The following is a 24,151-nucleotide window of genomic DNA, read 5'->3' on the forward strand; positions in this document are numbered from 1 at the left end:
TCAGCGCCCCTCGAAGACGGGTTCGCGGCGGGCGGCGAAGGCGGCCCTGCCCTCGGCCGCGTCGGCCGTGGCGAAGCAGACGGTCTGCAGGTCGCGCTCGTACTGGATGGCCTGGTCGAGCGGCATCGAGTAGGCGGCCCTGAGGTTGGCCTTGGCGGTCTGGGCGGCGATCGGCGGGCGCTTGGCGATGGTGCCGGCCAGCGTGGTCGCCGCCTTCAGCAGGTCCTCCTGCGGGTGCACGTCCGTGACCAGCCCCCATGCCTGGGCGCGGGTGGCGTCGATGGGGTCGCCGGTGAGCAACATCGTGGCCGCGTTGCTCGGGCCGACGGCGTGTGCGAGCAACGCCGACTGGCCGCTGCCGCCGATCCAGCCCAGCTTGATCTCCGGCGCGGCGAACGTGGCGTTCTCCGCGGCCAGCCTGACGTCGCAGGCCATGGCCAGTTCCAGGCCGCCGCCGTAGGCGTAGCCGTTGACGGCCGCGATGATCGGCTTGCGCAGGGCGCGTACGGCGTCGCCGTAGTCGCCGCGGTTGCGGAACTCCCACGGCGTGGCGTACTCGTCGAGTTCGCGGATGTCGCTGCCGACGCAGAACGAGCGCTCGCCGGAGCCCGTGAGCACCGCCACCCGGATGTCATGGTCGGCGTCCACCCTGGTCAGGCAGGCGCGCAGCGCGGCGGCCATGTCGGGGGTGATCGCGTTCAGCTTGGCTGGTCGGTTGAGGGTGACGACGGCGACGGGGCCGTCGACATCGAGGAGGACGTCCAAGGAGGGAGCCCTTTCTGGCGTTTTCTAGCAGCCTGGCGTTTCTAGCAGCAGAGACGTACGTGCTGCTCGGCGTCGGCGCGGGCGACCTCGACCACCGTGCGCATGGCCTCCTCGGCCTTGCGGTGGTGCCTGCGCCTGATCGCCTGGGCCACGCGCTCGTGACCGGGCAGCGTTTCCTTGTTGTGCGCCACCGAGCGGGTGTGCACCTGGCGCACGGACCGCAGGGCGATGCTGATCATGTCGTAGATGTAGAGGAGCAGGTCGTTGTCGGCGGCGGCGAACACCGCCTTGTGGAAGGCCAGGTCGGCCTCGATGAACGGCTCGGGGTCGTCGGCCGTGGCGTACAGCGCGGCCAGGGCCTCGTCGATGCGCCGCACGGCCGCCGCGTCGGCCCGTTCGGCCGCCACTCTGGCCGCTCCGGGCTCCAGCGCGACCCGCAGGTCGGCCAGCACCCGGATGTCCCCAGGACGGGCCTCCGGCTCGAAGCGCCAGCTCAGCACGTCGGCGTCGAGCAGGTTCCAGGACTCGCGGGGGCGCACGATCGTGCCCGCGCTCCTCCTGGTCTCCAGCAGGCCCTTGCCCGCCAGCACCTTCACGCCCTCCCGCACCGCGGAGCGGCCCACGCCGAGCTCGCCGACCAGGTCCTCCTCGATGGGGATGGAGGTGCCGGGAGCCAGCGAACCGCCGACGATACGGGCGCCGAGGGCCTGAACGACCTGGACGTTCCGGGCCGAGTCCCTCTGGGGATCAGTTGCCACGGCTCCGCACGCTATCCCGCGTTCGCCCGATTTCATAGCCTTTCATCGGATGAAGTTAGATTTTCATCTGATGAAGTGACTTTCGGCTGGTTTGGTAGTACCTTTCGGTCAAGTGGTACGACCAATTCCGCCGAGGTGACCGTATGGCTGCCGACCCCGTATCCGACGCCCTCACCGGCCTGATCCGCGACCTCGGCGAGGACGCCCGGCTGCCGCCCGAGCGGGAGCTGGCGGAACGGCTCGGCGTCAGCCGCACCGCGCTGCGCGACCGGCTGCGGCTGCTGGAGGCGTTCGGCGTGCTGAGCAGGCGCCAGGGCTCGGGCACCTACGTGCGGCGGCTGGACCCGCAGGGCCTGGAGTTCGCCCTCGACCTGGCCCTGTCCGCCAGCCACCTCAGCATCGAATCCCTGCACTCGGTACGCGTCGCGCTCGAACGCCAGGCGGCCAGGGAGGCCGCGCGCAAGGGCGACCCGGTCGCCATCGCGCACGTCGGCAAGGCCCTGGCCGACATGGAGGCCGCCGCCACCGCCGAGGACATCGACCGCGCCGACTTCGCCTTCCACCAGGCGCTGCTGCACGCCACCGGCAACGCCGCGCTCACGTTCTTCGCCGACGCGATGACCGGCGTGCTCTTCCGCGCCGTACGTCAGCGCCGCGACCGGCTCAAGACCCACCCGCACGACAAGGAGGTCTCGGTGGCCGCCCACCGGCCCCTGTACGAAGCGCTGCTGGCCGGCGACGAGGACGCCGCGGGCCAGGCCAGCGACGACCACTTCCGCGCCTGGCACGACCTGTTCACGCACCCCCGGATGGAGAGACCTTGACCAAGACACTGGGACTGATCCACACCTCGGCCACGCTGGTGCCGGTGTTCGCCGAGTTGTGCGCCAAGCACCTGCCGGGCGTCGAGACGTTCAACATCGTCGACGACAGCCTGATCAAGAACACCATCGCGGCCGGCCGCCTCACCCCCGACACCGCGCGCCGGGTCGCGGGGCACGTCGCCTCGGCCGAGGCCGCCGGAGCCGACCACATCCTGGTCACCTGCTCCTCGATCGGCCCGGCCGTCGAAGCCTCCGAGCCGCTGACCGGCGTGCCCGTCACCCGCGTGGACCGGCCGATGGCGGACAAGGCCGTGGCCACCGGCCGCAGGATCGGCGTCATCGCCACCCTGTCCACCACCCTCGACCCCACCGCCGACCTCGTACGCCGCCGCGCCGATGCGGCCGGGGCCGAGATCACGCTGACGGCCCGGCTGTGCGAGGGCGCGTTCGAGGCCCTCATGAGCGGCGACGCCGCCACCCACGACGCCCGCGTGTCCGAGGCACTGGCGGAGCTGGGCGGGCAGGTGGACGTGATCGTGCTGGCCCAGGCGTCGATGGCGCGGGTGGCCGGCACGATCTCCTCACCCGTGCCGATCCTGGCCAGCCCGCCGGTCGCGATGGAGCACCTGGCCGGGGAGCTCCATGTCTGACACCGGTGGGCGCGAGATGACCGTGGCGACGTACCGCGTCGTCACCAAGCTGCCGCTGGAGCAGGCGGTCAGCGCGATCGCGGGCGAGCAGAGCACCGGCACGTTCGTCAGCGTCGCCGGGGAGACCGACGAGCTGCGCGCCCGGCACAGCGCGGTGGTGCTGGACATGACGGAGATCCCCGCGCCCGTCACCGAGGCCCTGCCCGGGGCGCGCGGGGACGGGCCGTTGCACGCCGCCCTCGTCCGCATCGGGTTCCCGCTGGACAACACCGGGCCCTCGCTGACCAACCTCTTCCCCGTGGTCGCCGGCAACCTGTACGAGCTGCGCGAGCTGGCCGGGCTCAAGCTGATGGACCTGGAGCTGCCCACCGCGTTCGGGGAGGCGTACCTGCCGGCGGGATTCGCGGTGGAGGGCACGCGGCGGCTCGTCGGGCGCCCCTCGGGGGTGCTGATCGGCACCATCGTCAAGCCCAACGTCGGCCTGCGCCCGTCCGACTACGTGGACCTGGTGCTGGAGCTGGGGCTGGCGGGGGCCGACTTCATCAAGGACGACGAGGTGAACGCCGACTGCCCGCCCGCGCCGCTGGCCCAGCGCATCAGGGCCGTGACCGGCGCGCTCGACGAGGTGGAGCGGCGTACGGGGCGGCGGCCCATGTACGCCTTCAACATCAGCGACGAGCCCGACCGCATGTTGCGCAACCACGACATGGTGGTGGCCGCCGGCGGGACCTGCGTGATGGTCAACCTCAACGTCGTCGGCTTCCCCGCGGTCGCCATGCTCCGGCGGCACGCCAGGGTGCCCATCCACGCGCACGTCACCGGCATCGGCGCGCTGGCCAGGCACGCGGGGCTGGGCATCGGGCACGTCGCCTACCAGAAGCTGGCCCGCCTGACCGGGATCGACCACCTGCACTCCGGTGGCTTCCACAGCAAGTTCTACGTCACCGACGACGAGGTGGCCGCGATGGTCGAGGCCGTGCGGTCGCCGCTGCTGGGCGGCTTCCCCTGCCTGCCCGTGTTGTCGTCGGCGCAGTGGGCGGGGACCGCGCCGGTCACCATGGAGCGTACGGGGACTGATGACCTGCTGGTGCTGGCCGGCGGGGGAGTGCTCGGCCATCCGGGCGGACCGGCGGCCGGGATCACGAGCATCCGGCAGGCGTGGGCGGCGGTCGCGGCGGGCGTGCCGCTGTCGGAGGTGGACGAGCCGGAGCTGGTCGCGGCGCTGCGGCACTTCGGCGGCCTGGTGGCCCGATGAGACCCACCTTCCGGTACGGCGCCTCCCCGCGTGGACGGGCGGCGCGGGCATGACCCTGTTCGCCTTCGTGGCCGACGACTTCACGGGTGCGACGGACGCACTGTGGCAGTTCAGGCGGTTCGGGCTGAGCGGATCCCTGGTCACGGACGTCGCCCACCTGCACGATCGGGACGACGTCATCGGCCTGGCCACCACCGCCAGGGCGGCGGCCGACCCGGTGGCGACGGTGTTGCCGGCGCTGCGGGCGATGGCGGCGCTCGGGCCGCTGGCCGTCCAGTACAAGATCTGCTCGACCTTCGACTCCTCTCCCGAGCATGGCAGCATCGGCGCGGTCATCGCGGCCCTGCACCGTGAGGGGCCGGCCCGGCGCGCGGTGCCGGTGCTGGCCGCCCAGCCCGAGTTCGGGCGCTACACGTGGTTCGCCAACCACTTCGTACGGGCGGGCGATGAGGTGGTCCGCCTCGACCGCCACCCGCCCGCCCGCGACCACCCGGTCACCCCGGCGAGGGAGGCCGACCTGCGGGTACGGCTGACCGAACAGGGCGCGGGGCGGGTCGGCTGGTTGCCGGCCGGGGCGTCGGAGGAGGCGTACCGGGCCAGAGCGGGGGACGCGGCCTTCGTCGCGGACGCCATGACCGAGGACCACCTCCTGACCCTCGGCCACCTCCTCCTCACCTCCGCCTCTGATGGCGACGGACCGCTGTACTGCGTCGGCTCCGGCGGCCTGAGCCACGCCCTCGCCTCGGCGCTGGCGGCGCGACACCACCCGGCCACGTCGGCGCGAGGGGCGGGCGGGGTGGTGCTCGGGGCCGCCTCGCCGGTGCTGGTCGTGTCCGGGAGCCGGTCTCCGGTCACCGCGCGCCAGATCGACGCCGCCGAGCGGGCCGGTTGGACGGTGCTCGACGTCGCCGGCGGGCCCGCCACGATCGCCGAGGCAGAGGCGAGCCTGCGGGCGGGCCGGCACACCATCGTGCAGACGACGCGCGGACCGGCCCGCGACCCGGCGGGCGTCGGCGAGGCGCTTGGCGGGGTGGCGGTCATGGCCGTGACAAAAGGGCTGGTGCGGCGGCTGGTGGTGGCGGGCGGCGACACCTCGGGCGAGGTCGTGGCCGCGCTCGGGGCCCGCGCCCTGGACGTGGTCGGGACGCTGGCGGTCGGCGGCCCCGTGTGCGTGCTGGCCTCGGACGACCCCGCGTGCGACGGCCTGGAGGTGGCGCTCAAGGGCGGCCAGGTGGGCGGCGAGGACTACTTCCTGCGCGCCGCCGCCGGAACCGGCGCCCGCTCAACCACGAACGCCACCTGACCGAGCCGCCGCCACCTGACCGAGCCGCCGCCCCCTGGCCGGGCCGACGGCCCCGGCCGGGCCGACGGCCCGGCATGATGGCGCGGTGGACTTTCAGCCGATCGAGCGCCCCGAGCAGGCGTTCCAGCAGCCCGTGACCGCCGACCACCTCCAGCGGATCAGCAGACGCGTCTTCGGCCGGGACGCCCTGTCGGCGGTCGAGCTGGGCTTGGGCATGTACAACAACACCTACAAGGTCACCGTCGCCGGTCAGGACCGCCCGGTGATCATGCGGTTCGCCCCGGAGCCGGCCCGCCAGTTCTCCTCCGAGGGGGAGTTCATGCGCAACGAGTACGCCAGCCTCCCGTACCTCTCCGTGATCGCCCCGCTGATGCCCCGCGTCATCGCGGCCGACTGGACGCACGAGCTGATCGGCCGCGACTACATGGTCCAGACGCTGCTGGACGGCGTGCCGGCCCCGGAACTGCTGTCCCACTACCCGCGCCCGCTGTGGCGCGGCTACTACCGGCAGTTGGGCGAGATCGCACGGGCCGTGCACGACGTGCGCGGCCCCCGCTTCGGCCCCGTCGGCGCGCCCGCCCACGACACCTGGGGCCAGGCCGTGACGGGTTCGCTGACGCAGATCGCGGCCGATCTGGAACTGGCCGGGCTCGACGCCTCCGACGTGCGCAAGGCCGCCGCCGTGGCCGCCGACCGGCAGGCCGTGCTGGACGAGATCACCGAGCCGCGCCTGCTCACCGGCGACCTGTGGACGGTCAACATCCTGCTCGCCGCCGAGGCGCCCGAGCCCACGATCACCGGAGTGCTCGACTTCGACCGCACGTGGTGGGGCGACCCCGCGGCCGACTGGACGATCCGCATGGCCCTGCGCAAGCAGGACGAGCGGACGGCGTTCTGGGAGGCGTACGGGGAGCCGGAGGGCAGCCCCGAGGCGCGGTGGCGGGCGAAGATCTACGAGATCCGCCATCTCGGGGCCGACCGGCTCGAGTGGCACCGCATGGGCAACGCCGAGGAGGTCGGGAAGTCCTACGACGCCGTGGCCGCCGCGCTCGCCGAGGCCGGCTGACGCCCGCTTGGGTCATCCGGTGCTCACAGTCACCGGTCGGTGATTATGATGCGGATCACGTTGTGGAACGGGCAAATAGTGTCCGGATTCTGTGACACAAGCACCTGTGAGAGCGCTGTCACACCCCTTCGGTAAGGTGGCGTTCCCCCAGCTCGAAGCCGGTGTTTCCCGGGGCTGCAGGGGCCTTGACGATCTATTGCGGGTGACCTGACCGTTATATGCCACCGTTTCAGGTTGTTATATTTTTGCTTATATTCTTCGCTGCGATCGCCATCTCAACTTCCCTGATTTTTCACGATGCGAGATGGGTTTACGTTGCGGGGCCCGCACCTCCATCCGGAAGTTCGCGCCCTCGGTCAGCGCGAACGGAGAGTGATGGGCAAGTACCTGCTCCGCAGGTTGGCAATAAACGTGATCTTGGTCGCCATAGCGGCGAGTCTGGCGTACATGCTCGCGGCCACCACCATGAACCCGCGGGCCGCCTATGAGGGCCGCCAGCCTCCGGTGGCCGAGGAAGTCATCGACGCCACACTTGATCAGTACAACCTGAATGACAAAACCCCCGTGCTCCAGCGCTACGCGACCTGGGCCTCGGGCGTCATCACCGGAGACTTCGGCAAAACCTGGAACGGCGGCTCGGTCAACGACGAGATGGGTCGTCGGATCATGGTCAGCCTGAGACTTCTGCTCATCGGCACGCTGGTGGGCTTCGCCCTGGGCGTGGCGCTGGGCGCGTTCTCCGCGGTCAAGCAGTACAAACTCAGCGACCGGTTCATCGGCGTCAGCTCCTTCGTGATCATGGCGATCCCGGTGTTCGTGCTGGCCACGCTGCTGGCGATCGGCACGTACAACCTCAACAGGGGGCTGGGGTTCACGCTGATCGAGTACACCGGCGAGTACAACCCCCGGCTGGCCGGGTGGGATCAGTTCCTCAACCGGCTGAACCACCTCATCCTGCCGACGATCTCGCTCAGCCTGGGCTCGATCGCCTTCTACAGCCGAATCCAGCGCAACATGATGCTCGACGTGCTGAACCAGGACTTCGTCCGCACCGCGATGGCCAAGGGCCTGCGGCGCAGGACGGCGCTCATCAAGCACGCGCTGCGGACCGCGCTGATCCCGTCGGCGACGTACTTCGCCTTCGCGTTCGGCACGATGTTCACCGGAGCCACGTTCACCGAGAAGATCTTCTCCTGGCACGGCATGGGCGCCTGGCTGGTCGACTCGATCAACCAGAACGACGTGAACTCCGTGGCCGCCGTGACCTTCTTCGCCGCCGTCTGCATCCTGTTCGCGTCCTTCCTGTCGGACCTGCTGGTGGCGGCCCTCGATCCCCGGGTGCGGGTGAGCTGAGATGAGATCGAAAGTCGTCCTCAGGCGCCTGCTGCGCAACAAGCAGGCCCGTTACGGATTCGTCGCGCTGATCGTGCTGGTGGCGCTGGCCTACGCGGGCCCCTTCTTCGGCAACTACGACTGGACGGACAAGGACTTCCTGGCCTTCCTGTCGGCGCCGGACGGCGACCACTGGTGGGGCACGACCGCGATCGGCCAGGACATGTACGCGGTGACCCTGCGCGGCATGCAGAAGTCGATCGTCATCGGCCTGCTGGTGGCGCTGATCTCCACCGGCCTGGCCGCGATCGTCGGCGCGTTCGCCGGCTACTTCGGCGGCTGGGTGGACCGGCTCCTCATGTGGGGCGTGGACCTGCTGCTCGTCCTGCCGAGCTTCCTGATCATCGCGATCGTCTCGCCGAGGCTCAGGGAGGGCGGTTCGTGGTTGTGGTTCGTGGCGCTGCTGGCCGCGTTCTCCTGGATGATCACCTCCAGGGTCGTGCGCAGCATGACGCTCTCGCTCCGCGAGCGTGAGTACGTCCTGGCCGCCGTCTACATGGGCATCCCGCGCTGGAAGATCATCTTCCGGCACATCGTGCCCAACCTGTCCTCCTTGCTGATCATCGACGCGACGCTCAACGTCAGTGGCGCGATCATCGGCGAGGCGGCGCTGTCCTTCTTCGGCTTCGGCATCCAGCCGCCGGACGTCTCGCTCGGCACGCTGATCGCCGAGGGATCCCGCAACGCCACCGGTTATCCCTGGCTGTTCGCCTTCCCCGCGGGCCTGCTGGTCGCCCTGGTGCTCAGCGTGAACCTGATCGGCGACGGCCTGCGTGACGCACTCGACCCGGGGAGCAACTCGTGAGCATCTTGGAGGTCAGGGACCTCACCGTCACCTTCCCCGGCGGCATCGAGGCCGTGCGCGGCGTCAGCTACGAGGTCGAGCGCGGCGAGGTGCTCGGCATCGTGGGCGAGTCCGGCTCGGGCAAGTCCGTGACCTCGCTGGCCGTCATGGGCCTGCTGCCGAAGAACGCCACGGTCAGCGGCTCGGCCAGGCTGCACGGCCAGGAACTGCTCGGCATGCGCGAGGAAGACCTGATCAAGGTGCGCGGCAAGGCCATCAGCATGATCTTCCAGGATCCGCTGTCGGCCTTCACTCCCGTCTACACCATCGGCGACCAGATCGCCGAGGCCGTCCGCGTGCACCAGAAGCTGGGCAAGGACAAGGCGGCCAGGCGCGCCGTCGAACTGCTCGACCTCGTCGGCATCCCGAACCCGGACCTGCGGGCCAAGGCGTTCCCGCACGAGTTCTCCGGCGGCATGCGGCAGCGCGCGATGATCGCCATGGCCATCGCCAACGACCCCGACCTGCTGATCTGCGACGAGCCGACCACCGCGCTCGACGTGACCATCCAGGCGCAGGTCCTGGAGGTGCTCAAGACCGCGCAGCAGGAGACGGGCGCCGGCATCGTGATGATCACCCACGACCTGGGCGTCATCGCGGGAATGGCCGACCGGGTGCTCGTCATGTACGCGGGCAAGCCCGTCGAGCAGGGGCCGGTGGACGACATCTACTACCGGCCGCGGATGCCGTACACGATGGGGCTGCTCGCCTCGATCCCCAGGATCGACGGCGAGGAGGGGGCGCTCGTGCCCATCGAGGGCAATCCGCCCTCGCCGGCGGCGCTGCCGCCGGGCTGCCCGTTCGCGCCGCGCTGCCCGATGAAGGTGGACATGTGCGACGACGAGGAGCCGTCGCTGACCCCCTTCGGCGGCGGGCGCCACGTGGCCTGCATCCGGGCGCACGAGATCGAGCACAAGGGCCTGACGGGCGCCGACGTGTTCCCCGTGCCGGTCATCCCGCCGAGCGACGTCGTACGCGTGCCGCGCGCCGAGCGCGCCACCGTGCTGGAGCTCGACGACATGAAGCGGCACTACCCGCTGATGAAGGGCGCGGTCTTCAAGCGCCGGGTCGGCACCGTGTATGCGGTTGACGGCATCTCACTCGACATCGCCGAGGGCGAGACGCTGGCCCTGGTGGGCGAGTCCGGCTGCGGCAAGACCACCACGCTGCAGCAGATCATGCGGCTGGAGCCGCCGCAGGGCGGGCGCGTGGTCGTGCTCGGCAAGGACAGCGCCAAGCTGGACAAGAGCGCGCGCAAGGGACTGCGCCAGGACCTGCAGATCGTCTTCCAGGACCCGATGGCCGCGCTCGACCCGCGCATGCCGGTCGGCGACATCATCGCCGAGCCGCTGCGCGCGCACGGCAAGAAGGACGTCGCCGCCAAGGTCGCGGAGCTGCTCCAGCTCGTCGGGCTGGCGCCGGAGCACGCCGAGCGCTACCCGCAGCAGTTCTCCGGCGGCCAGCGGCAGCGCATCGGCATCGCCCGCGCGCTGGCGCTGGAGCCCAAGGTGCTGGTGCTGGACGAGCCGGTGTCCGCGCTCGACGTCTCCATCCAGGCAGGCGTGATCAACCTGTTGGAGGAGCTGAAGAACAGGCTGGGCCTGGCCTACCTGTTCGTGGCCCACGACCTGGCCGTGGTCCGCCACCTGGCCGACCGGGTGGCCGTCATGTACCTGGGCAGGATCGCCGAGATCGGGACGGTCAAGGACGTCTACGACAGTCCGGCGCACCCGTACACGCAGGCGCTGCTGTCGGCGATCCCGTTGCCCGACCCCGAGATGGAACGCACCCGCAAGCGGATCCTGCTCGAAGGAGACCTGCCCAGCCCGGCGAACCCGCCGTCTGGATGCAGGTTCCGCACCCGCTGCCCCAAGTTCGCCCGGCTCAGTGAGGCCGAGCAGCGGCGGTGTGTGGACGAAGAGCCCTCGGTGGCCAGGCTGGCGAACGTCGTCGATCACGGCGCCGCCTGCCATTACGCGGAGGAGATCGAGGTCATCACGGCCTCGGACAATCAGGAGGAAGAGTGAAGCTCAATCACCGTGCGGCCGCTGGGCTGGCGGTTCTGGCCATGGCCGCGGCGGCCTGTGGCGGGGGCGGCGGTTCGGAGAGCAAGCAGCCGAACGCCGAGCAGTCCAAGCAGGCGCAGCAGCAGATGGCCGAGACGCCCTCGATCGCCATCAACGCCGTGCCGTATGAGCAGGTCAAGGACGGTGGTACGTTCACCTTCGCGATCGGCCAGTGGCCGACCCAGTGGAACCCTTACCACGTGGACGGCAACCAGGCCGACACCGCGACCATGCTCGACCCGATCCTGCCGCAGCTCATGATGGCCGACGAGAACGCGACGTTCACGCCGAACGCCGACTACGTCTCCGACGTCAAGAACGAGATGGTGGACGGCAAGCAGGTCGTCACCTACACGCTCAACGAGAAGGCCACCTGGTCGGACGGCAAGCCGATGACCTGGAAGGACCTCGAAGCCTCCTGGAAGGCGCAGAGCGGCCAGAACAAGAAGTTCAAGGCGGCCTCCACGGACGGCTGGGACAAGATCGAGTCGGTGAAGCAGGGCGACTCGGAGAAGGTCGCGATCATCACCTTCTCCAAGCCGTACCCGGAGTGGCAGGGCCTGTTCAACCGCGGCACCGCGCACCTCATTCCGGCCGAGCACCTGGCCACGCCGGACGCGTACGACAAGGACTACAACCAGAAGATCCCCGCCACCGCCGGGCCCTTCAAGGTCGAGAAGATCGACGAGGGCACCAAGACGCTCACGCTGGTGCGTGACGAGAAGTGGTGGGGCAAGAAGGCCAAGCTCGACAAGATCATCATTCGGACGATCGCCGACTCCGCCGGTGAGGTCAACGCCTTCGCCAACGGTGAGCTGGACGCCGCCTACATCGAGGCGGGCAACCCGGCGAACCTCCAGCGGGCCAAGCAGGTGCCGGACACCGAGATCCGCAAGGCGCTGAGCCCGAACTGGCGGCACATCACGGTCAACAACTCCAGCGAGTTCCTGAAGGACAAGTCGGTCCGTCAGGCCGTGCAGTACGCGATCAACCGTGACGTGATCACCCAGTCCGACCTGAAGGACATGGAGTGGCCGCTGCAGACGCTCGGCAACCACGTCTTCATGAACAACCACAAGGGCTACGTCGACAACTCCGGTGACCTCGGCAAGTACAACCTGGAGAAGTCCAAGCAGCTGCTCGACGCGGCCGGTTGGAAGCAGGAGGGCGAGTACCGCAAGAAGGACGGCAAGGAGTTCGCGCTCGACTTCGTCATCCCGGCCAGCGTCGCCACCGCCAAGACCGAGGGCGAGCTGACCCAGGCGATGCTCAAGGAGGCCGGGATCAAGATCACGATCCGCCCGGTCCCCGATGACAAGTTCTTCAACGACTTCATCATCAAGGGCGACTTCGACCTGGTGCCGTTCTCCTGGATCGGCACGCCGCTGCCGCTGGGCAGCATGCCCCAGATCTACAAGACCGGCTCGGAGAGCAACTTCCCCAAGGCCAGTGACCCGGCCGTGGACGCCGCCATCGAGGCGGCGGTGGACGAGACCGACCCGGCCAAGGCGGTCGAGCTGGCCAACGCGGCCGACAAGCTCATCTGGGACATGGTGCACACCATCCCGCTGTACCAGCGTCCCGACATCTGGGGCGTGAAGAAGACCCTCGCCAACTGGGGCGCGCGCGGCTACAAGTACTACGACTACACGTCGGTCGGCTTCACCGGCTGACCTCCCGTTCCCGCCACCGTTCCGTCTTCTGCGAGAAGGCGGAACGGTGGGGAGCCCGCGGTCGCCCGGCCGTTCCAACCGACTCGCTTTACCCCTAGAAGATCTGGTTCGGATATTCAGGAGGAAGTTTGAAGGTTCGTAACCGTGCGGCCGCCGGGTTGGCGGTCCTCGCGATGGCCGTGACCGCGTGCGGCGGGGGCGGTTCGGAGAACAAGCAGCCGAACGCCGAGCAGTCCAAGCAGGCGCAACAGCAGATGGCCGAGGTTCCGTCCTTCGCCATCAACCCCGTGCCGTACGAGCAGGTCAAGGACGGCGGTACGTTCACCTTCGCGATCGGCCAGTGGCCGACCCAGTGGAACCCCAACCACGTGGACGGCAACCAGGCCGACACCGCGACCATGCTGGACCCGCTCCTGCCGCAGCTCATGATGTCGGATGAGAACGCGACGTTCACGCCGAACGCGGACTATGTCTCCGACGTGAAGAACGAGATGGTGGACGGCAAGCAGGTCGTCACCTACACGCTCAACGAGAAGGCCACCTGGTCCGACGGCAGGCCGATGACGTACAAGGACCTTGAAGCGACCTGGAAGGCCAACAGCGGTACGGACAAGAAGTTCAAGGCGGCCTCCACCGACGGCTGGGACAAGATCGAGTCGGTGAAGCAGGGCGACTCGGACAAGGTCGCGATCATCACCTTCACCAAGCCGTACTCGGAGTGGCAGGGGCTGTACAACCGGGGCACCGCCCATCTGATCCCCGCCGAGCACGTCAGCACGCCGGACGCGTACGACAACGACTACAAGCAGAAGATCCCCGCCACCGCGGGACCCTTCAAGATCGAGAAGATCGACGAGGGCACCAAGACGCTCACGCTCGCGCGCGACGAGAAATGGTGGGGCAAGAAGGCCAAGCTCGACAAGATCATCATCCGGGCCATCCCCGAGTCCGCCGGCGAGGTGAACGCCTTCGCCAACGGTGAGCTGGACGCCGCCCAGATCGACGCGGGCAACCCGGCGAACCTGCGGCGGGCCAAGGAAGTGCCGGACACCGAGATCCGCAAGGCGCTGAGCCCGAACTGGCGGCACATCACGGTCAACAACTCCAGCGAGTTCCTCAAGGACAAGTCGATCCGCCAGGCGGTCGCGTACGCGATCAACCGCGACGTGATCACCCAGTCCGACCTGAAGGACATGGAGTGGCCGCTGCAGACGCTCGGCAACCACGTCTTCATGAACAACCACAAGAGCTACGTGGACAACTCCGGCGACCTCGGCAAGTACAACCTGGAGAAGGCCAAGCAGCTCCTGGACGGCGCCGGGGCGAAGCTTGAGGGCGAGTACCGCAAGAAGGACGGCAAGGAAGTCGGGCTCGGCCTCGTCATCCCGTCGACCTCCGCGACCGCCAAGACCGAGAGCGAGCTGATCCAGGCCATGCTCAAGGAGGCCGGGATCAAGGTCACGATCCGTCCCGTGCCCGTCGACAAGCTCTTCAACGACTACATCATCAAGGGCGACTTCGACCTGGCGCCGTTCTCCTGGGTCGGCACGCCGCTGCCGCTGGGCAGCATGCCCCAGATCTACAAGACCGGCTCCGAGAGCAACTTCCCCAAGGCCAGCGACCCGGCCGTGGACGCCGCCATCGACGCCGCGGTGGACGAGACCGACCCGGCCAAGGCGGTCGAGCTGGCCAACGCGGCCGACAAACTGATCTGGGACATGGTGCACACCATCCCGCTGTACCAGCTCCCCGACATCTGGGCCGTGAAGAAGAACGTCGTGAACTGGGGTTCTCGCGGTTACAAGTACTACGACTGGACGGCGGTCGGCTTCAGCTCCTGACCTCCCGCCTCACGACGGAACCCCGGCCGGACCACCCGCCGGGGTTCTGCCGGTGAGTGAGACCTCGATCCCGCCGCGGGTGCCCCAGTGGTTGACCCGCCAGCAGGTCAGCACCGCGTACAGGTACATCGGGCGCAACACCAGGAGCCGCCAGAGCGAGGCCAGCGGCGCGAGCGCGAAGGCCAGCAGCCGGGCCCCCGCGCCCTCGTCGCTGCGCCGCACGGTGAACAGCCGCAGCGCCATCAGGTAGTTCATGGCCAGCCCGATCTGCGCCGCCGCCACCGAGACCTCGCCCAGGTGCGCCCGGCAGGCCGGATCGGCGACCAGCACGATCGGGATGGCCAGGGCGAGCAGCAGGTGCAGGTACTCCGCCACCGTCGTCCAGAAGACCACGCCGGTCAGCGGCATGTACCGAAGCCACCACAGGTGCCGGACCGTGGTGCCGCGCATCCAGCGCAGCTGCTGGCCGGCGTAGTGGCCCAGGCGCTCGGGCACCAGCGTGAACACCAGGGACGACGGCTGGTGCACGGTGTGCCCGGCCAGCAGCGCGTAGAAGGTGAGCATCGAGTCGTCGTTCATCTGCATCGGACGCCCGCGGAAGTGCTCGTTCTCGTACGCTCCCGCGCACCGGCGCACCACGTTCGCCCGGTAGAAGGCCAGCGTGCCGGAGTTGATCGTGACCCGCCGCAACACCGACTGGGCGCTGCGCAGGCCGCGGGTGAAGGGCAGGTACAACACGCAGGTCATCCGGGTGAGCAGGTTGGCGGCGCGGTTCAGCACCAGCACGTGCCCGGCCACCGACTGCACCCGCGGGTCGGCGAACGGGGCCAGCCCCTCCCTGACCGCGTGCCGGTCGAGCACGGAGTCGCTGTCCAGGGTCATGAAGATGTCGGCGTCGTCGTCGGCCAGCACGTGCATCTGGGCGAAGCGCTTGCCCCTGTTCTCGGTACGGTCCCAGGTCGTCTCGATGCCCCGCACCATGGCCTGCGCCTCGAACTCGCGGCGCACGTCGTCGTACGTGATCGGCTCCCCGCTCACCCTGTCGGCGGACCCGTCGTCCACCACCCGCACCCGGTTGACCCGCCGGCTCTGCGTCAGCACCGAGCGCAGGCACGCGCGCAGCACCTGCGGGTCCTCGTTGTAGACGGGCACCTGGACCGTCACCCGCAACGCGCCGACCTGCGCGCCACGCCCCGGCGGGATCCGGACCGGCCGCTCGAACCAGGCCAGCGGCACCCACCACAGCAGCAGGAAGGAGGCGAGCCAGGCGATCGACATGTCGTGCGGGATTCCTCCGACGGCGCCGGAGAGGGCGGCCAGATGGGCGATGCCCCAGGCGGCGAATCCGGCGATCGGGAGCGCGCCGAGGACGAGGAGCTTGGTGTTTCCGGCGTACCGGGCGGTGATCAGCGGCACAGCGGGCCCCGGCCGCGCCGGAATCTGGACCGTACCAGGAAGGCGCAGGCCAGCACGGCTGAGACGCAGAGCCCGACCAGCCAGAAGTGCCCGCCCGCCAGCGCGGCCACGGCGACGCCACCGCCCGCGCCGGCCAGGGATCCGTATGCCATATGGCCCTCCATGTCCAGAGATCAGAGAGATGCAGTGGATTTCGCCGGAGGGGGGTGCTGGTAATCCCTTCGTCCCTTAAAGGCGCGTGCAAGGGCTCGATATCACCGGAAAACGGGCATTTCATTCATTTTCTTGCTATGCGAGGGCAACGGTGATCTGCTGTGTGGCTCCGGCCGCGCCACGGAGGTCGGCGAAGGTCAGGCGCAGGGCCGGGCCCGTGGCGACGGCGGCGACGGCCGGGGACGCGGAGAGCACCTCGCGCACGGGGCGGTACCAGGTGAGCACGAGCCCGGCGGCCTGGCGCGCCGGGTCCGAGACGCAGAGCAGCGCGGTGCCGTCGGAGCGCTCGCGGATGAGCACGCACGCGGGCGCGCTCACCGCGACGTCGTCGCCCGCTCCGATGCGGCCTGGGCTCCAGAAATCGGCCGCCGTCAGCCCCAGTTCGGCGACCCTGACGGCCTGTACCCGCGCCGTGTTGGTCAGGATCTCCACCCGGCCGCGCGCCGCCGCCCTGGCGCGGGTGGCCTCCGCGCTCGCGCCCGGCATGAGCAGGTACGCGTACGACGCGGCGGCCGGGTCGGGGCCGTGGTCGAGCCACAGGGTCAGGTACCGGCGGGTGATCGGGTCGCCGGAGCCGCCGGCGTTGACGTCGCGCCAGGAGCCGGTGCGCTCCTCGTACAGGACGTCGAGATCGGCGGGGGACGGGAAGACGTACCCCGCGTGCCCTTCGACGTGGGCCCACCTGGCGCCCCGCCGCCGCGCCCGCCGGCCCAGCGGGGTGTCCGCGGCCTCGCCGTCCACGCGCACGGCCGCCTCGCCGCGCGCGCCCAGGTTCCGGTTGTCCACCACCGTCTCCACCGGCGCGCCGTCCGCGCACGTGATGCCCGCCCCCAGGCACACCACGCAGTCGTCCAGGAAGAACCACGCCTTCCTGGCCGCCAGCGTGCCGCCCAGCCCGCGCAGGTCCTGGCCCGCCGCCGCGAACTCGCCGTCCGTCGCGCCGCCCACCCATGCCGCGTCCGGCCGCGGCAGCGCCCACGCGCCGCCCTCGCCGTCCGCCAGCCTCTTTTTCGAGGCCGTGATCCCCGGCAGCCGGTACGGGTCGGCGGTCGGCCAGAACGCGTCCGTGTACTGGTATTCGCCGAATCCGTCACCCCACCACGACAACCAGCCGGCCCCCGTGTGCCAGCCGCGCGCGTTCTCCCCGTTGCCGTACTCGTAGTGCGCCACCCGCCGCGACGCCATGCTGAGCGAGGCCGCCCAGCCGGGACGCCGATGGGTGGCCCGGTCCATGGCGGCGAACAGCCGGTGTCCCGCGGGCTCGGCCGCCGGCCGAGCCCGCGACTCGGCCACCCGCTGGAGCCGGGCCGTCCTGGCGACGCCCAGGGACCGGCTCTCCCGGATCGGCCGGCCGCGCTCCAGCCAGCCCTTGACCATGGCTTGCCAGCGGGCCGCGTGTTCCCCGCCCACCGTCTCGGCCAGCAGCGCGATCGAGGCGAGCAGGTGGTGTGCGCGCAGGTGGTCGTCCTGGGCCGCGCGGCTGATGCTGCGTCCTGACACGTTGTCCATGACCAGCCCGTTGAACACGAACGGCGCGATCGTGCGCTCCACCACCCCCTCCACGACGCCTGCCGCCGCGCCCTTGCCCTCCGTCGTGCCCAGGAAGGCACGCAGGGCGGGGCCGTCCAGATCCCAGGACGATCCGCGGAGCAGGGCCCCCAGCAGCGTGAGCCCGTCGAACAACACCGCGCCGTAACTCCCGAGGTAGGGCACACGGGAGTGCTGGATGAACGACCCGTCGGCGTGGAACCCGTCCCCGGCCGTGACCGGGGCGAGCACCGGGGCCAGCGCGTTCCTGGCCAGCTCGATGCGTGGCCCCTCGCCGCCGAGCACCCCGCGCACCGCCAGCACCCGGCACAGATCGACCCGGTTCGCGCCGGTGCTGACGCCCTCGTACCGCGCCACCACCGTCTCGGGCACGAACGCGTCCACCGCCGCGCAGCAGGCCGCCGCCCTGCGCTCGGTCAGCCGGTCCGACATCAGCAGCGCCGCGTCCAGCAGCGCCTGCGGGCCGCCGATCCGCCAGTGCCACCAGTTGCCGTACGGAGTGGTGCCCGGGTGGTAGACGTCGGCCATCAGGTGGTCCAGACCCGCCAGCACCGCGCGGCCCAGCCCGTCGTCGCCGCTCACGCCGGAGCCGGGCTGCGCGTACGCCTCCGCCATCGCCCGCAGCCTGGTCAGGCTCTCGTGCAGGTTGGCCGACAACGTGGCGGCCCGCTCGTCGGAGCCGGCGTACCCGAGACCGGGCCAGAGCGAGCCCCGCCCGGGCGCCATCGACCCGCGGTGCCCGGCCGCCACCCGCCCCAGCGCCGCCAGGCGGCTCCGGTACGGCTCCGCGTCGCGGTCGAACCCGCCGCCGAGCAGCAGCGACCGCCATCGGTCCCGCAAGTCCGCGTACCTCGGACCGGCCGCCGCCGCTGCCCGGCCCTGTGGCAGCCCGGTGACCAGGGCGGTCCCGCCGGCGGCGCGCAAAAGGGCGCGCCGCGTGCATCCACCCGACATGAAGACCCCCGAGGTCGTGCTGGTGCGGACATTGGGGACGATATAGAGCCTTCATGCGGGCAGCGGGGCCGACATCACGGCATTGACTGATTCATGCCCTTCTTCACAGGTTCACGCGGTCATAGGCGCGCCCCGAGGTCCGCGCCGTTCCTGGGACGCAGGAAGGAAGAGGAGCGCAGGCCGCCGTCCGGGCGGCGCGGGCCCGTCAGGATCGAGGGGTCCGTGCTGACCAGGGAGGCGTCGTTCCAGGTGCCGCCCAGGTCCCAGGAGTTGCCCGAGCCGGTGGACGACGAGCCGAGCGCGACCGCCGTGCCGTTGCTCGCCGACAGGTTGCGGCTGAGCGTGGCGGTGGCGTCGGCGAGGTCGAAACCGGTCCCGCCGTTGCGCCAGGCCGTGTTGCGGCCCAGGGCCAGCGCGCCGGGGTTGGCGTTGTCGATGAACCCGCCCACCTGGTTGCGGAAGGCCATGCTGCCCCGTACGACGTGCGCGGCCGGCAGGTCCTCATCGCCGCCGCCCAGCTTGAAGCCGTTGCCGTCGCCGGTGTAGTCGGGCAGGTCCCAGCGGTTGAAGCCGTTGCCGTACGCGACGCTGCCCTCGATCGTGATCGGCGACAGGAACTCCCACGCGTCGAACCCGTCGTCGGAGTTGTTCCACAACCGGGCCCCGCGCACGACGTTGCCCGCGCCGCTGCCCTCCTTGATCGCCAGCCCGTCGGCGCTCTCGCCGTTCTTGCGCGGGTCGCGGTTGCCGTAACTGTCCAGGTTGAGCACAAGGTTGCCGGCCGAGGCGCCCTGGATGTGCAGGCCGCTCTCGTAGTTGTCGCGGGTGACCAGGCGGTCGAAGACGTTGTCGTCGCAGGCCCGGCAGAAGATCCCGTACGGGCCGTTGGCGATCTCCAGCCCCGAGATCCGCCAGTGGGCCGCCTCCATGTGGATGGCCCCGCGCTCGGAGTTGGGGATGCTGCCGCCGACCGGGGCCGGGGTGTGGGGGAGCGGCTCGCCGTCGATGAGCACCTTCTCGCCCGGGTACGCGCTGAGCGTGATCGGGGCGGCGGCCGTGCCGCTCTTGAGTATCTGCAGGTTCGTGGTCAGGGCGTAGGTGCCCCGGCGGATGAGGATCACCGTGCCGGGCTGGGCCAGGTCGATGGCGCGCTGGATCGTGGCCAGGGGGCGGTCGATCGTGCCCGGGGCGGCGTCGTCACCGCCGGGGGCGACCACGAGCCGCGCCCCCGTGGCCGTGGTCGCCGTGGTCGCCGTGGGGATGATCTTGCCGACGCCCGCGCCCGCCCGTACCGTCGCCGGGACGGTCTGCGGGGCGTCCACCGTGTACCCGTAGTAGGTGCGCGGCTCGACGACCGTCCCCGCCACCTCGGGGGTGCCGGAGTTCACGAAGATGTTGTTGCGCTGCACGGCCCGCCCCGGCCCGCTGTCGGCGTACCCGCCGGCCGAGAAGAGCGGATGCGGCACGTTCTCGAAGTAGTTGCCCTCGACCACGGCTCCGGCGTTCTCCGTCGAGGCCACCCCGTACAACTCGTTGCCTAGGAAGTAGTTGTTGTAGATGTGCACCGGCTCGCCGAAGCGGATGCGCGGGTGCCGCTGCCTGCTGTTGTCGAAGAAGTTGTGGTGGATCGTCACCTTGAGGTGGCCGATGTCGGTGCCGCCCGCGCCGTCGGAGTGGCTGATCAGCATGGACTTGTCGGAATGGTCGAAGTGGTTCCACGAGACCGTGACGTAGTCGGCGCCCCGTACGACGTCCACCGACCCGTCCACCGCGCCGGAGAAGGTGTTGTGGTCGATCCAGATGTGGTGGGAGTTCTGGCCGATGTTGACCGCGTCGTCCTCGGCGTCGGTGAAGCGGAGGTTGCGCACGATCACGTTGTAGGACCGGTAGAAGTCCAGGCCGCCGCCGGTGATGTGGCCCGTGGTGCCGACGCCCACGATGGTCTTGTTCGGCCGTACCCCCTGCTTGCTGGTGATCTCGATCCTGCCCGAGACCTGGATGATGAGCGGTTCGAGGCTGTCGATGTACTCCAGGAACTGCTCGGCGTTGGTCGCGGTCACGGTCCTGCCGCCCGCGCCGCCGGTGGTGCCGTTCTGGCCGAGCGCGTTGACGGCGGCGAACCCGGTCGGCGCGTCGGCCGCCACCGTGTCGGCCGGACCGGATGGTTGCAGGATCAGGGCGGCGGCGGTGGCGAGGGCCACCGTCAACGGGCGTAACGAGGTCATGGGCATGGAGCTCTCCGCATCTCCGGGAAAATGTCGGTCGGAAAGCGCTTTCCTCAGCGTATTATCGGCACCTCCTCACCGCCGGTAAAGCCGCGATGAAACTTTCACCGGATCGCGGCCCGTTTTCCCAGGTGTCCGACGGATGCGGGCGCGGCGTTGCCCGCGAGCCCGGGAAACTCGGCACTTGTGACCTAGAGTGCGTTTGGGAGCGCTCCCAAACGTTTCCCTTCCGAGCCGAGCGCGGAGCAGCGTGCCATGAGCAACCCGAGCAGAAGATGGACGTGGACGAGCAGGGCCGCCGCGCTCATGCTCGTCGCCGCGAGCCTGACCGCGGCGCCCCCGGCCGCCGCGGCTGCCTTTCCCTATCAGGACCCCACCCTGCCCGTCCCCACGCGGGTCGCCGACCTGATGTCCCGGATGTCGCTGGATGAGAAGCTCGGCCAGATGACCCAGGGTGAGCGCGCCTCGGTCAGCGAGGCCGACGTCACCACGTACCGGCTCGGCTCGGTGTTGTCGGGCGGTGGCTCCGCGCCGTCGCCGAACACGGCGACGAGCTGGGCGGACATGTACGACAGGTACCAGAACGCCGCCCTGGCCACGCCCCTCGGCATCCCCATGATCTACGGCGTGGACGCCGTGCACGGGCACAACAACGTCGCCGGCGCCACGATCTTCCCGCACAACATCGGCCTCGGCGCCACCCGGGACCCGGCCCTCGTCGAGCGGATCGGGCGGGCCGTGGCCGAGGAGGTGTCCGGCACCGGGATCGACTGGAACTTCGCCCCCTGCCTCTGCGTGGCGCGCAACGACCGGTGGGGGCGCACGTACGAGTCGTTCGGCGAGACGCCCGATCTGCCCGCCTCGATGGCCTCGATCGTGACCGGCCTGCAGGGCTCGGCGCTCAACGGGCCCGGCTCCGTGCTGGCCACCGCCAAGCACTACCTCGGCGACGGCGGCACCACGGGCGGCACCGACCAGGGCAACACGCAGCTGTCCGAATCCGAGCTGCGCGCGATCCACCTGCCGCCGTTCGAGGCCGCCGTGGAGCGCGGGGTCGGCTCGGTGATGATCTCGTTCAGCAGCTGGAACGGCACCAAGCTGCACGGGCACCAGCACCTGATCACCACGGTGCTCAAGGGCGAGCTGGGCTTCGACGGGTTCGTGGTCTCCGACTGGAACGGCGTGGACCAGATCGACGGCGCTCAGGGCACCTCCGCGCTCGACGTGCGCACCGCCGTGAACGCCGGCATCGACATGGTCATGGCGCCCACCGAGTGGCGGCGGTTCATCGACCTGCTGCGGGCCGAGGTGCAGGCCGGGCGGGTCACCACGGCGCGGGTGGACGACGCCGTACGCCGGGTGCTGACCAAGAAGTTCGAGCTCGGGCTGTTCGAGAAGCCGCTCACGGACCGGTCGTACACCTCCGGCGTGGGCAGCGCGGCGCACCGGGCGCTGGCCCGGGAGGCGGTGGCCAAGTCGCAGGTCGTGCTGAAGAACGCCGGGAACCTGCTGCCCCTCGCCAGGACCGGCGGCAAGATCTTCGTGGCCGGCAAGAGCGCGGACGACATCGGCAACCAGAGCGGCGGCTGGACGATCTCCTGGCAGGGCTCGTCGGGCAACATCACCCAGGGCACCACCATTCTGCAGGGCATCAGGAACACCGTCGGCTCCGGCGCCACCGTCACCTACGGCCGTGACGGCAGCGGCATCGACAACTCCTACCGGGTGGCCGTCGCCGTGGTCGGCGAGACGCCGTACGCCGAGACCCAGGGCGACCGTCCAGGCGGCCTCGGCCTGGACACCACCGACCTGAACACCCTCGCCACCCTGCGCGCCTCCGGCGTGCCGGTCGTCGTGGTCCTCGTCTCCGGCCGCCCGATGGACATCGCCTCCCAGCTGCCCGGCTGGAACGCGGCGGTCGCCGCCTGGTTGCCCGGCACCGAGGGGCAGGGCGTGGCCGACGTGTTGTTCGGCGCCGCGCAGCCGACCGGGAAGTTGCCCATGACCTGGATGAGCAGCGCCTCCCAGCAGCCGATCAACGCGGGTGACGGCAAGACGCCGCTGTTCGCGCAGGGGTTCGGGCTGACGTACGGGCCCGGGGGCCAGGACGACACCAGCCCGCCCACCGCGCCCGGCACGCCCGCCGCCTCTGCCGTCACCTCCTCCTCGGCCACCCTGACCTGGACCGCCTCGACGGACAACGTGGGCGTGACCGGCTACGACGTGGTCCGCTTACAGGGCTCGGCCGAGTCGGTGGCGACCACCGCCGCCACCGCCTCGGCCTCCCTGACCGGTCTGACGCCGAACACGTCCTACACCTTCGCCGTGTACGCGCGCGACGCGGCCGGCAACCGTTCGCCCCGCTCGGGCACGGTGACGTTGACGACGACCGGGGGCGGCACGGGTGGTGGTTGCACGGCCACCCCGTCTACTCAGAGCCAGTGGGGCAACGGGTACGTCATCCAGGTCACCGTCACCAACACGGGTACGACGGCCAGGTCCGGCTGGACGGTCCGCTTCACCGTGCCTGCCGGCCACACGGTCGCCGGTGGCTGGAACGCCACGTTTAGTTTGTCCGGCCAGAACGCCACCGCCACCAATGTGGGGCACAACGGCTCGCTGGGGCCGGGCGCGAGCGCGACGTTCGGTTTCCAGGGCACCCGCCCGAACGGCGACACTTCCCTGCCGTCCGGCTACACGTGCACGTGACGGAAGGCTCCGGTCTGCGCTTTGAGAGGAAGGCCCCGGTCCGCGCCCGGCCGGGGCCTTCCGGCATGTGCGCCCGGCCGGCGCCTACTGGCGTGCGCCCGGCCGGGGCCTTCTGGCGTCGATCAGCGTTCTTCGTACAGCTTGCCGAACTCGACCTGTGGTGTGCCACCGGCGAAGTTGCTGTCCACCCTGGCCCGCTCTGCGGCGCTGGGGTTGGCGTTCCTGCAGCTCACCGGGGCGCTGGAGCCCGACATCAGGTCACTGCAGAGCCCGGTGCGCCGGTCGGGCAGGCCCAATATGTGGCCGATCTCGTGGGTGGCGATCCGCAGCGGATAATAGCCCTGGTTGACGGCCTGCCGGCCCATCCAGATCGTGCCCCGGCCCAGACTGGTGGGCAGGGCCCGGGGCCAGCCGTTGTCGGCGACGACGACGAAGTGGGCCGGGGTGCCGCGTACGAGGCGGACGTTGACGACGGTCGAGTTCCAGATCTGGGCCGCCTGGTCCACCGTGGCGACGAACTCGGCCGCCCGGTTGTCGTACCGCAGCACGGTGACCAGGGCCGTTGCCTGCGCGGGGGCGGTGACCAGCAGGAAGACCAGGCTGAGTGCGGCGGAGAGGATGATGCGGAGAGGTCTTGACACGGAGCCTC

The 24,151-nt window shown here is 70.3% G+C and carries 18 protein-coding genes; 11 read left to right on the forward strand and 7 right to left on the reverse strand.

Features of this window, described 5'->3' with window-relative positions:
* Positions 1 to 765, reverse strand: coding sequence for an enoyl-CoA hydratase/isomerase family protein (locus tag AB0I81_RS13430; RefSeq protein ID WP_360655001.1), 765 nt, complete (start codon positions 763 to 765; stop codon positions 1 to 3).
* A gap of 41 nt (positions 766 to 806) precedes the next feature.
* Positions 807 to 1,523 (reverse strand): FadR/GntR family transcriptional regulator, encoded by a 717-nt coding sequence (locus AB0I81_RS13435; protein ID WP_360655004.1) that lies wholly within the window; start codon positions 1,521 to 1,523, stop codon positions 807 to 809.
* 143 nt (positions 1,524 to 1,666) lie between these two features.
* On the opposite strand from AB0I81_RS13435, the gene AB0I81_RS13440 reads away from it, so the two are divergent.
* From AB0I81_RS13440 to AB0I81_RS13485, 10 genes are all read left to right on the forward strand, one after another.
* Positions 1,667 to 2,347 (forward strand): FCD domain-containing protein, encoded by a 681-nt coding sequence (locus AB0I81_RS13440; protein WP_360655007.1) that lies wholly within the window; start codon positions 1,667 to 1,669, stop codon positions 2,345 to 2,347.
* Positions 2,344 to 2,997: an aspartate/glutamate racemase family protein gene (locus AB0I81_RS13445; RefSeq protein WP_360655010.1), complete on the forward strand. Its 654-nt coding sequence runs from the start codon at positions 2,344 to 2,346 to the stop codon at positions 2,995 to 2,997. The genes AB0I81_RS13440 and AB0I81_RS13445 overlap by 4 nt, the downstream gene beginning before the upstream one ends.
* The gene (locus AB0I81_RS13450; RefSeq protein ID WP_360655013.1) at positions 2,990 to 4,252 is read left to right on the forward strand and encodes a RuBisCO large subunit C-terminal-like domain-containing protein; all 1,263 of its coding nucleotides are present in this window, start codon (positions 2,990 to 2,992) and stop codon (positions 4,250 to 4,252) included. Before AB0I81_RS13445 ends, AB0I81_RS13450 begins: the two co-directional genes overlap by 8 nt.
* A 49-nt stretch (positions 4,253 to 4,301) precedes the next feature.
* On the forward strand, positions 4,302 to 5,555 hold the full coding sequence (locus tag AB0I81_RS13455; protein ID WP_360655016.1) for a four-carbon acid sugar kinase family protein: 1,254 nt from the start codon (positions 4,302 to 4,304) through the stop codon (positions 5,553 to 5,555).
* 85 nt (positions 5,556 to 5,640) lie between these two features.
* A complete protein-coding gene (locus AB0I81_RS13460) occupies positions 5,641 to 6,621 on the forward strand; it encodes an aminoglycoside phosphotransferase family protein (RefSeq protein WP_360655019.1) in 981 nt (326 codons plus the stop codon).
* Positions 6,622 to 6,996: 375 nt separating this feature from the next.
* Positions 6,997 to 7,974, forward strand: a complete 978-nt coding sequence (locus AB0I81_RS13465) for an ABC transporter permease (RefSeq protein WP_360655022.1) — start codon at positions 6,997 to 6,999, stop codon at positions 7,972 to 7,974.
* A gap of 1 nt (position 7,975) precedes the next feature.
* On the forward strand, positions 7,976 to 8,818 hold the full coding sequence (locus AB0I81_RS13470) for an ABC transporter permease (protein WP_360655025.1): 843 nt from the start codon (positions 7,976 to 7,978) through the stop codon (positions 8,816 to 8,818).
* A complete protein-coding gene (locus AB0I81_RS13475; protein WP_360655028.1) occupies positions 8,815 to 10,884 on the forward strand; it encodes an ABC transporter ATP-binding protein in 2,070 nt (689 codons plus the stop codon). Before AB0I81_RS13470 ends, AB0I81_RS13475 begins: the two co-directional genes overlap by 4 nt.
* Positions 10,881 to 12,596 (forward strand): ABC transporter family substrate-binding protein, encoded by a 1,716-nt coding sequence (locus tag AB0I81_RS13480; RefSeq protein WP_360655031.1) that lies wholly within the window; start codon positions 10,881 to 10,883, stop codon positions 12,594 to 12,596. Before AB0I81_RS13475 ends, AB0I81_RS13480 begins: the two co-directional genes overlap by 4 nt.
* Before the next feature lie 128 nt (positions 12,597 to 12,724).
* The gene (locus AB0I81_RS13485) at positions 12,725 to 14,437 is read left to right on the forward strand and encodes an ABC transporter family substrate-binding protein (RefSeq protein WP_360655034.1); all 1,713 of its coding nucleotides are present in this window, start codon (positions 12,725 to 12,727) and stop codon (positions 14,435 to 14,437) included.
* Between the two features lie 9 nt (positions 14,438 to 14,446).
* Here the strand turns inward: AB0I81_RS13485 and AB0I81_RS13490 are convergent, their stop codons facing one another.
* The 4 genes from AB0I81_RS13490 to AB0I81_RS13505 all read right to left on the reverse strand — a co-directional run bounded on the left by AB0I81_RS13490 (position 14,447) and on the right by AB0I81_RS13505 (position 20,793).
* Positions 14,447 to 15,853, reverse strand: coding sequence for a glycosyltransferase family 2 protein (locus AB0I81_RS13490; RefSeq protein WP_360655037.1), 1,407 nt, complete (start codon positions 15,851 to 15,853; stop codon positions 14,447 to 14,449).
* Positions 15,844 to 16,005 carry a hypothetical protein gene (locus tag AB0I81_RS13495; protein WP_360655040.1) on the reverse strand — a complete coding sequence of 54 codons (162 nt, stop codon included), beginning with the start codon at positions 16,003 to 16,005 and terminating at the stop codon, positions 15,844 to 15,846. Before AB0I81_RS13495 ends, AB0I81_RS13490 begins: the two co-directional genes overlap by 10 nt.
* A 136-nt stretch (positions 16,006 to 16,141) precedes the next feature.
* Positions 16,142 to 18,454 (reverse strand): polysaccharide lyase 8 family protein, encoded by a 2,313-nt coding sequence (locus AB0I81_RS13500; RefSeq protein ID WP_360655043.1) that lies wholly within the window; start codon positions 18,452 to 18,454, stop codon positions 16,142 to 16,144.
* A gap of 233 nt (positions 18,455 to 18,687) precedes the next feature.
* Positions 18,688 to 20,793, reverse strand: coding sequence for a right-handed parallel beta-helix repeat-containing protein (locus AB0I81_RS13505; protein WP_360655046.1), 2,106 nt, complete (start codon positions 20,791 to 20,793; stop codon positions 18,688 to 18,690).
* 255 nt (positions 20,794 to 21,048) lie between these two features.
* On the opposite strand from AB0I81_RS13505, the gene AB0I81_RS13510 reads away from it, so the two are divergent.
* Positions 21,049 to 23,502 carry a glycoside hydrolase family 3 N-terminal domain-containing protein gene (locus AB0I81_RS13510; RefSeq protein ID WP_360655049.1) on the forward strand — a complete coding sequence of 818 codons (2,454 nt, stop codon included), beginning with the start codon at positions 21,049 to 21,051 and terminating at the stop codon, positions 23,500 to 23,502.
* Positions 23,503 to 23,624: 122 nt separating this feature from the next.
* On the opposite strand, the gene AB0I81_RS13515 is transcribed toward AB0I81_RS13510, so the two are convergent.
* Positions 23,625 to 24,143, reverse strand: coding sequence for a snapalysin family zinc-dependent metalloprotease (locus tag AB0I81_RS13515; protein ID WP_360655052.1), 519 nt, complete (start codon positions 24,141 to 24,143; stop codon positions 23,625 to 23,627).
* Between the last annotated feature and the right edge of the window lie 8 nt (positions 24,144 to 24,151).

It is taken from the genome of Nonomuraea sp. NPDC050404 (genome assembly GCF_040655495.1).
Lineage (GTDB): Bacteria > Actinomycetota > Actinomycetes > Streptosporangiales > Streptosporangiaceae > Nonomuraea.

Excerpts from the sequence above, each read along its gene's own strand:
- AB0I81_RS13505 (WP_360655046.1), bottom strand. The coding sequence starts at position 20,793 with ATGACCTCGTTACGCCCGTTGACGGTGGCCCTCGCCACCGCCGCCGCC.
- AB0I81_RS13470 (WP_360655025.1), top strand. The coding sequence starts at position 7,976 with ATGAGATCGAAAGTCGTCCTCAGGCGCCTGCTGCGCAACAAGCAGGCC.
- AB0I81_RS13450 (WP_360655013.1), top strand. The coding sequence starts at position 2,990 with ATGTCTGACACCGGTGGGCGCGAGATGACCGTGGCGACGTACCGCGTC.
- AB0I81_RS13440 (WP_360655007.1), top strand. The coding sequence starts at position 1,667 with ATGGCTGCCGACCCCGTATCCGACGCCCTCACCGGCCTGATCCGCGAC.
- AB0I81_RS13455 (WP_360655016.1), top strand. The coding sequence starts at position 4,302 with ATGACCCTGTTCGCCTTCGTGGCCGACGACTTCACGGGTGCGACGGAC.
- AB0I81_RS13495 (WP_360655040.1), bottom strand. The coding sequence starts at position 16,005 with ATGGCATACGGATCCCTGGCCGGCGCGGGCGGTGGCGTCGCCGTGGCC.
- AB0I81_RS13465 (WP_360655022.1), top strand. The coding sequence starts at position 6,997 with ATGGGCAAGTACCTGCTCCGCAGGTTGGCAATAAACGTGATCTTGGTC.
- AB0I81_RS13510 (WP_360655049.1), top strand. The coding sequence starts at position 21,049 with ATGAGCAACCCGAGCAGAAGATGGACGTGGACGAGCAGGGCCGCCGCG.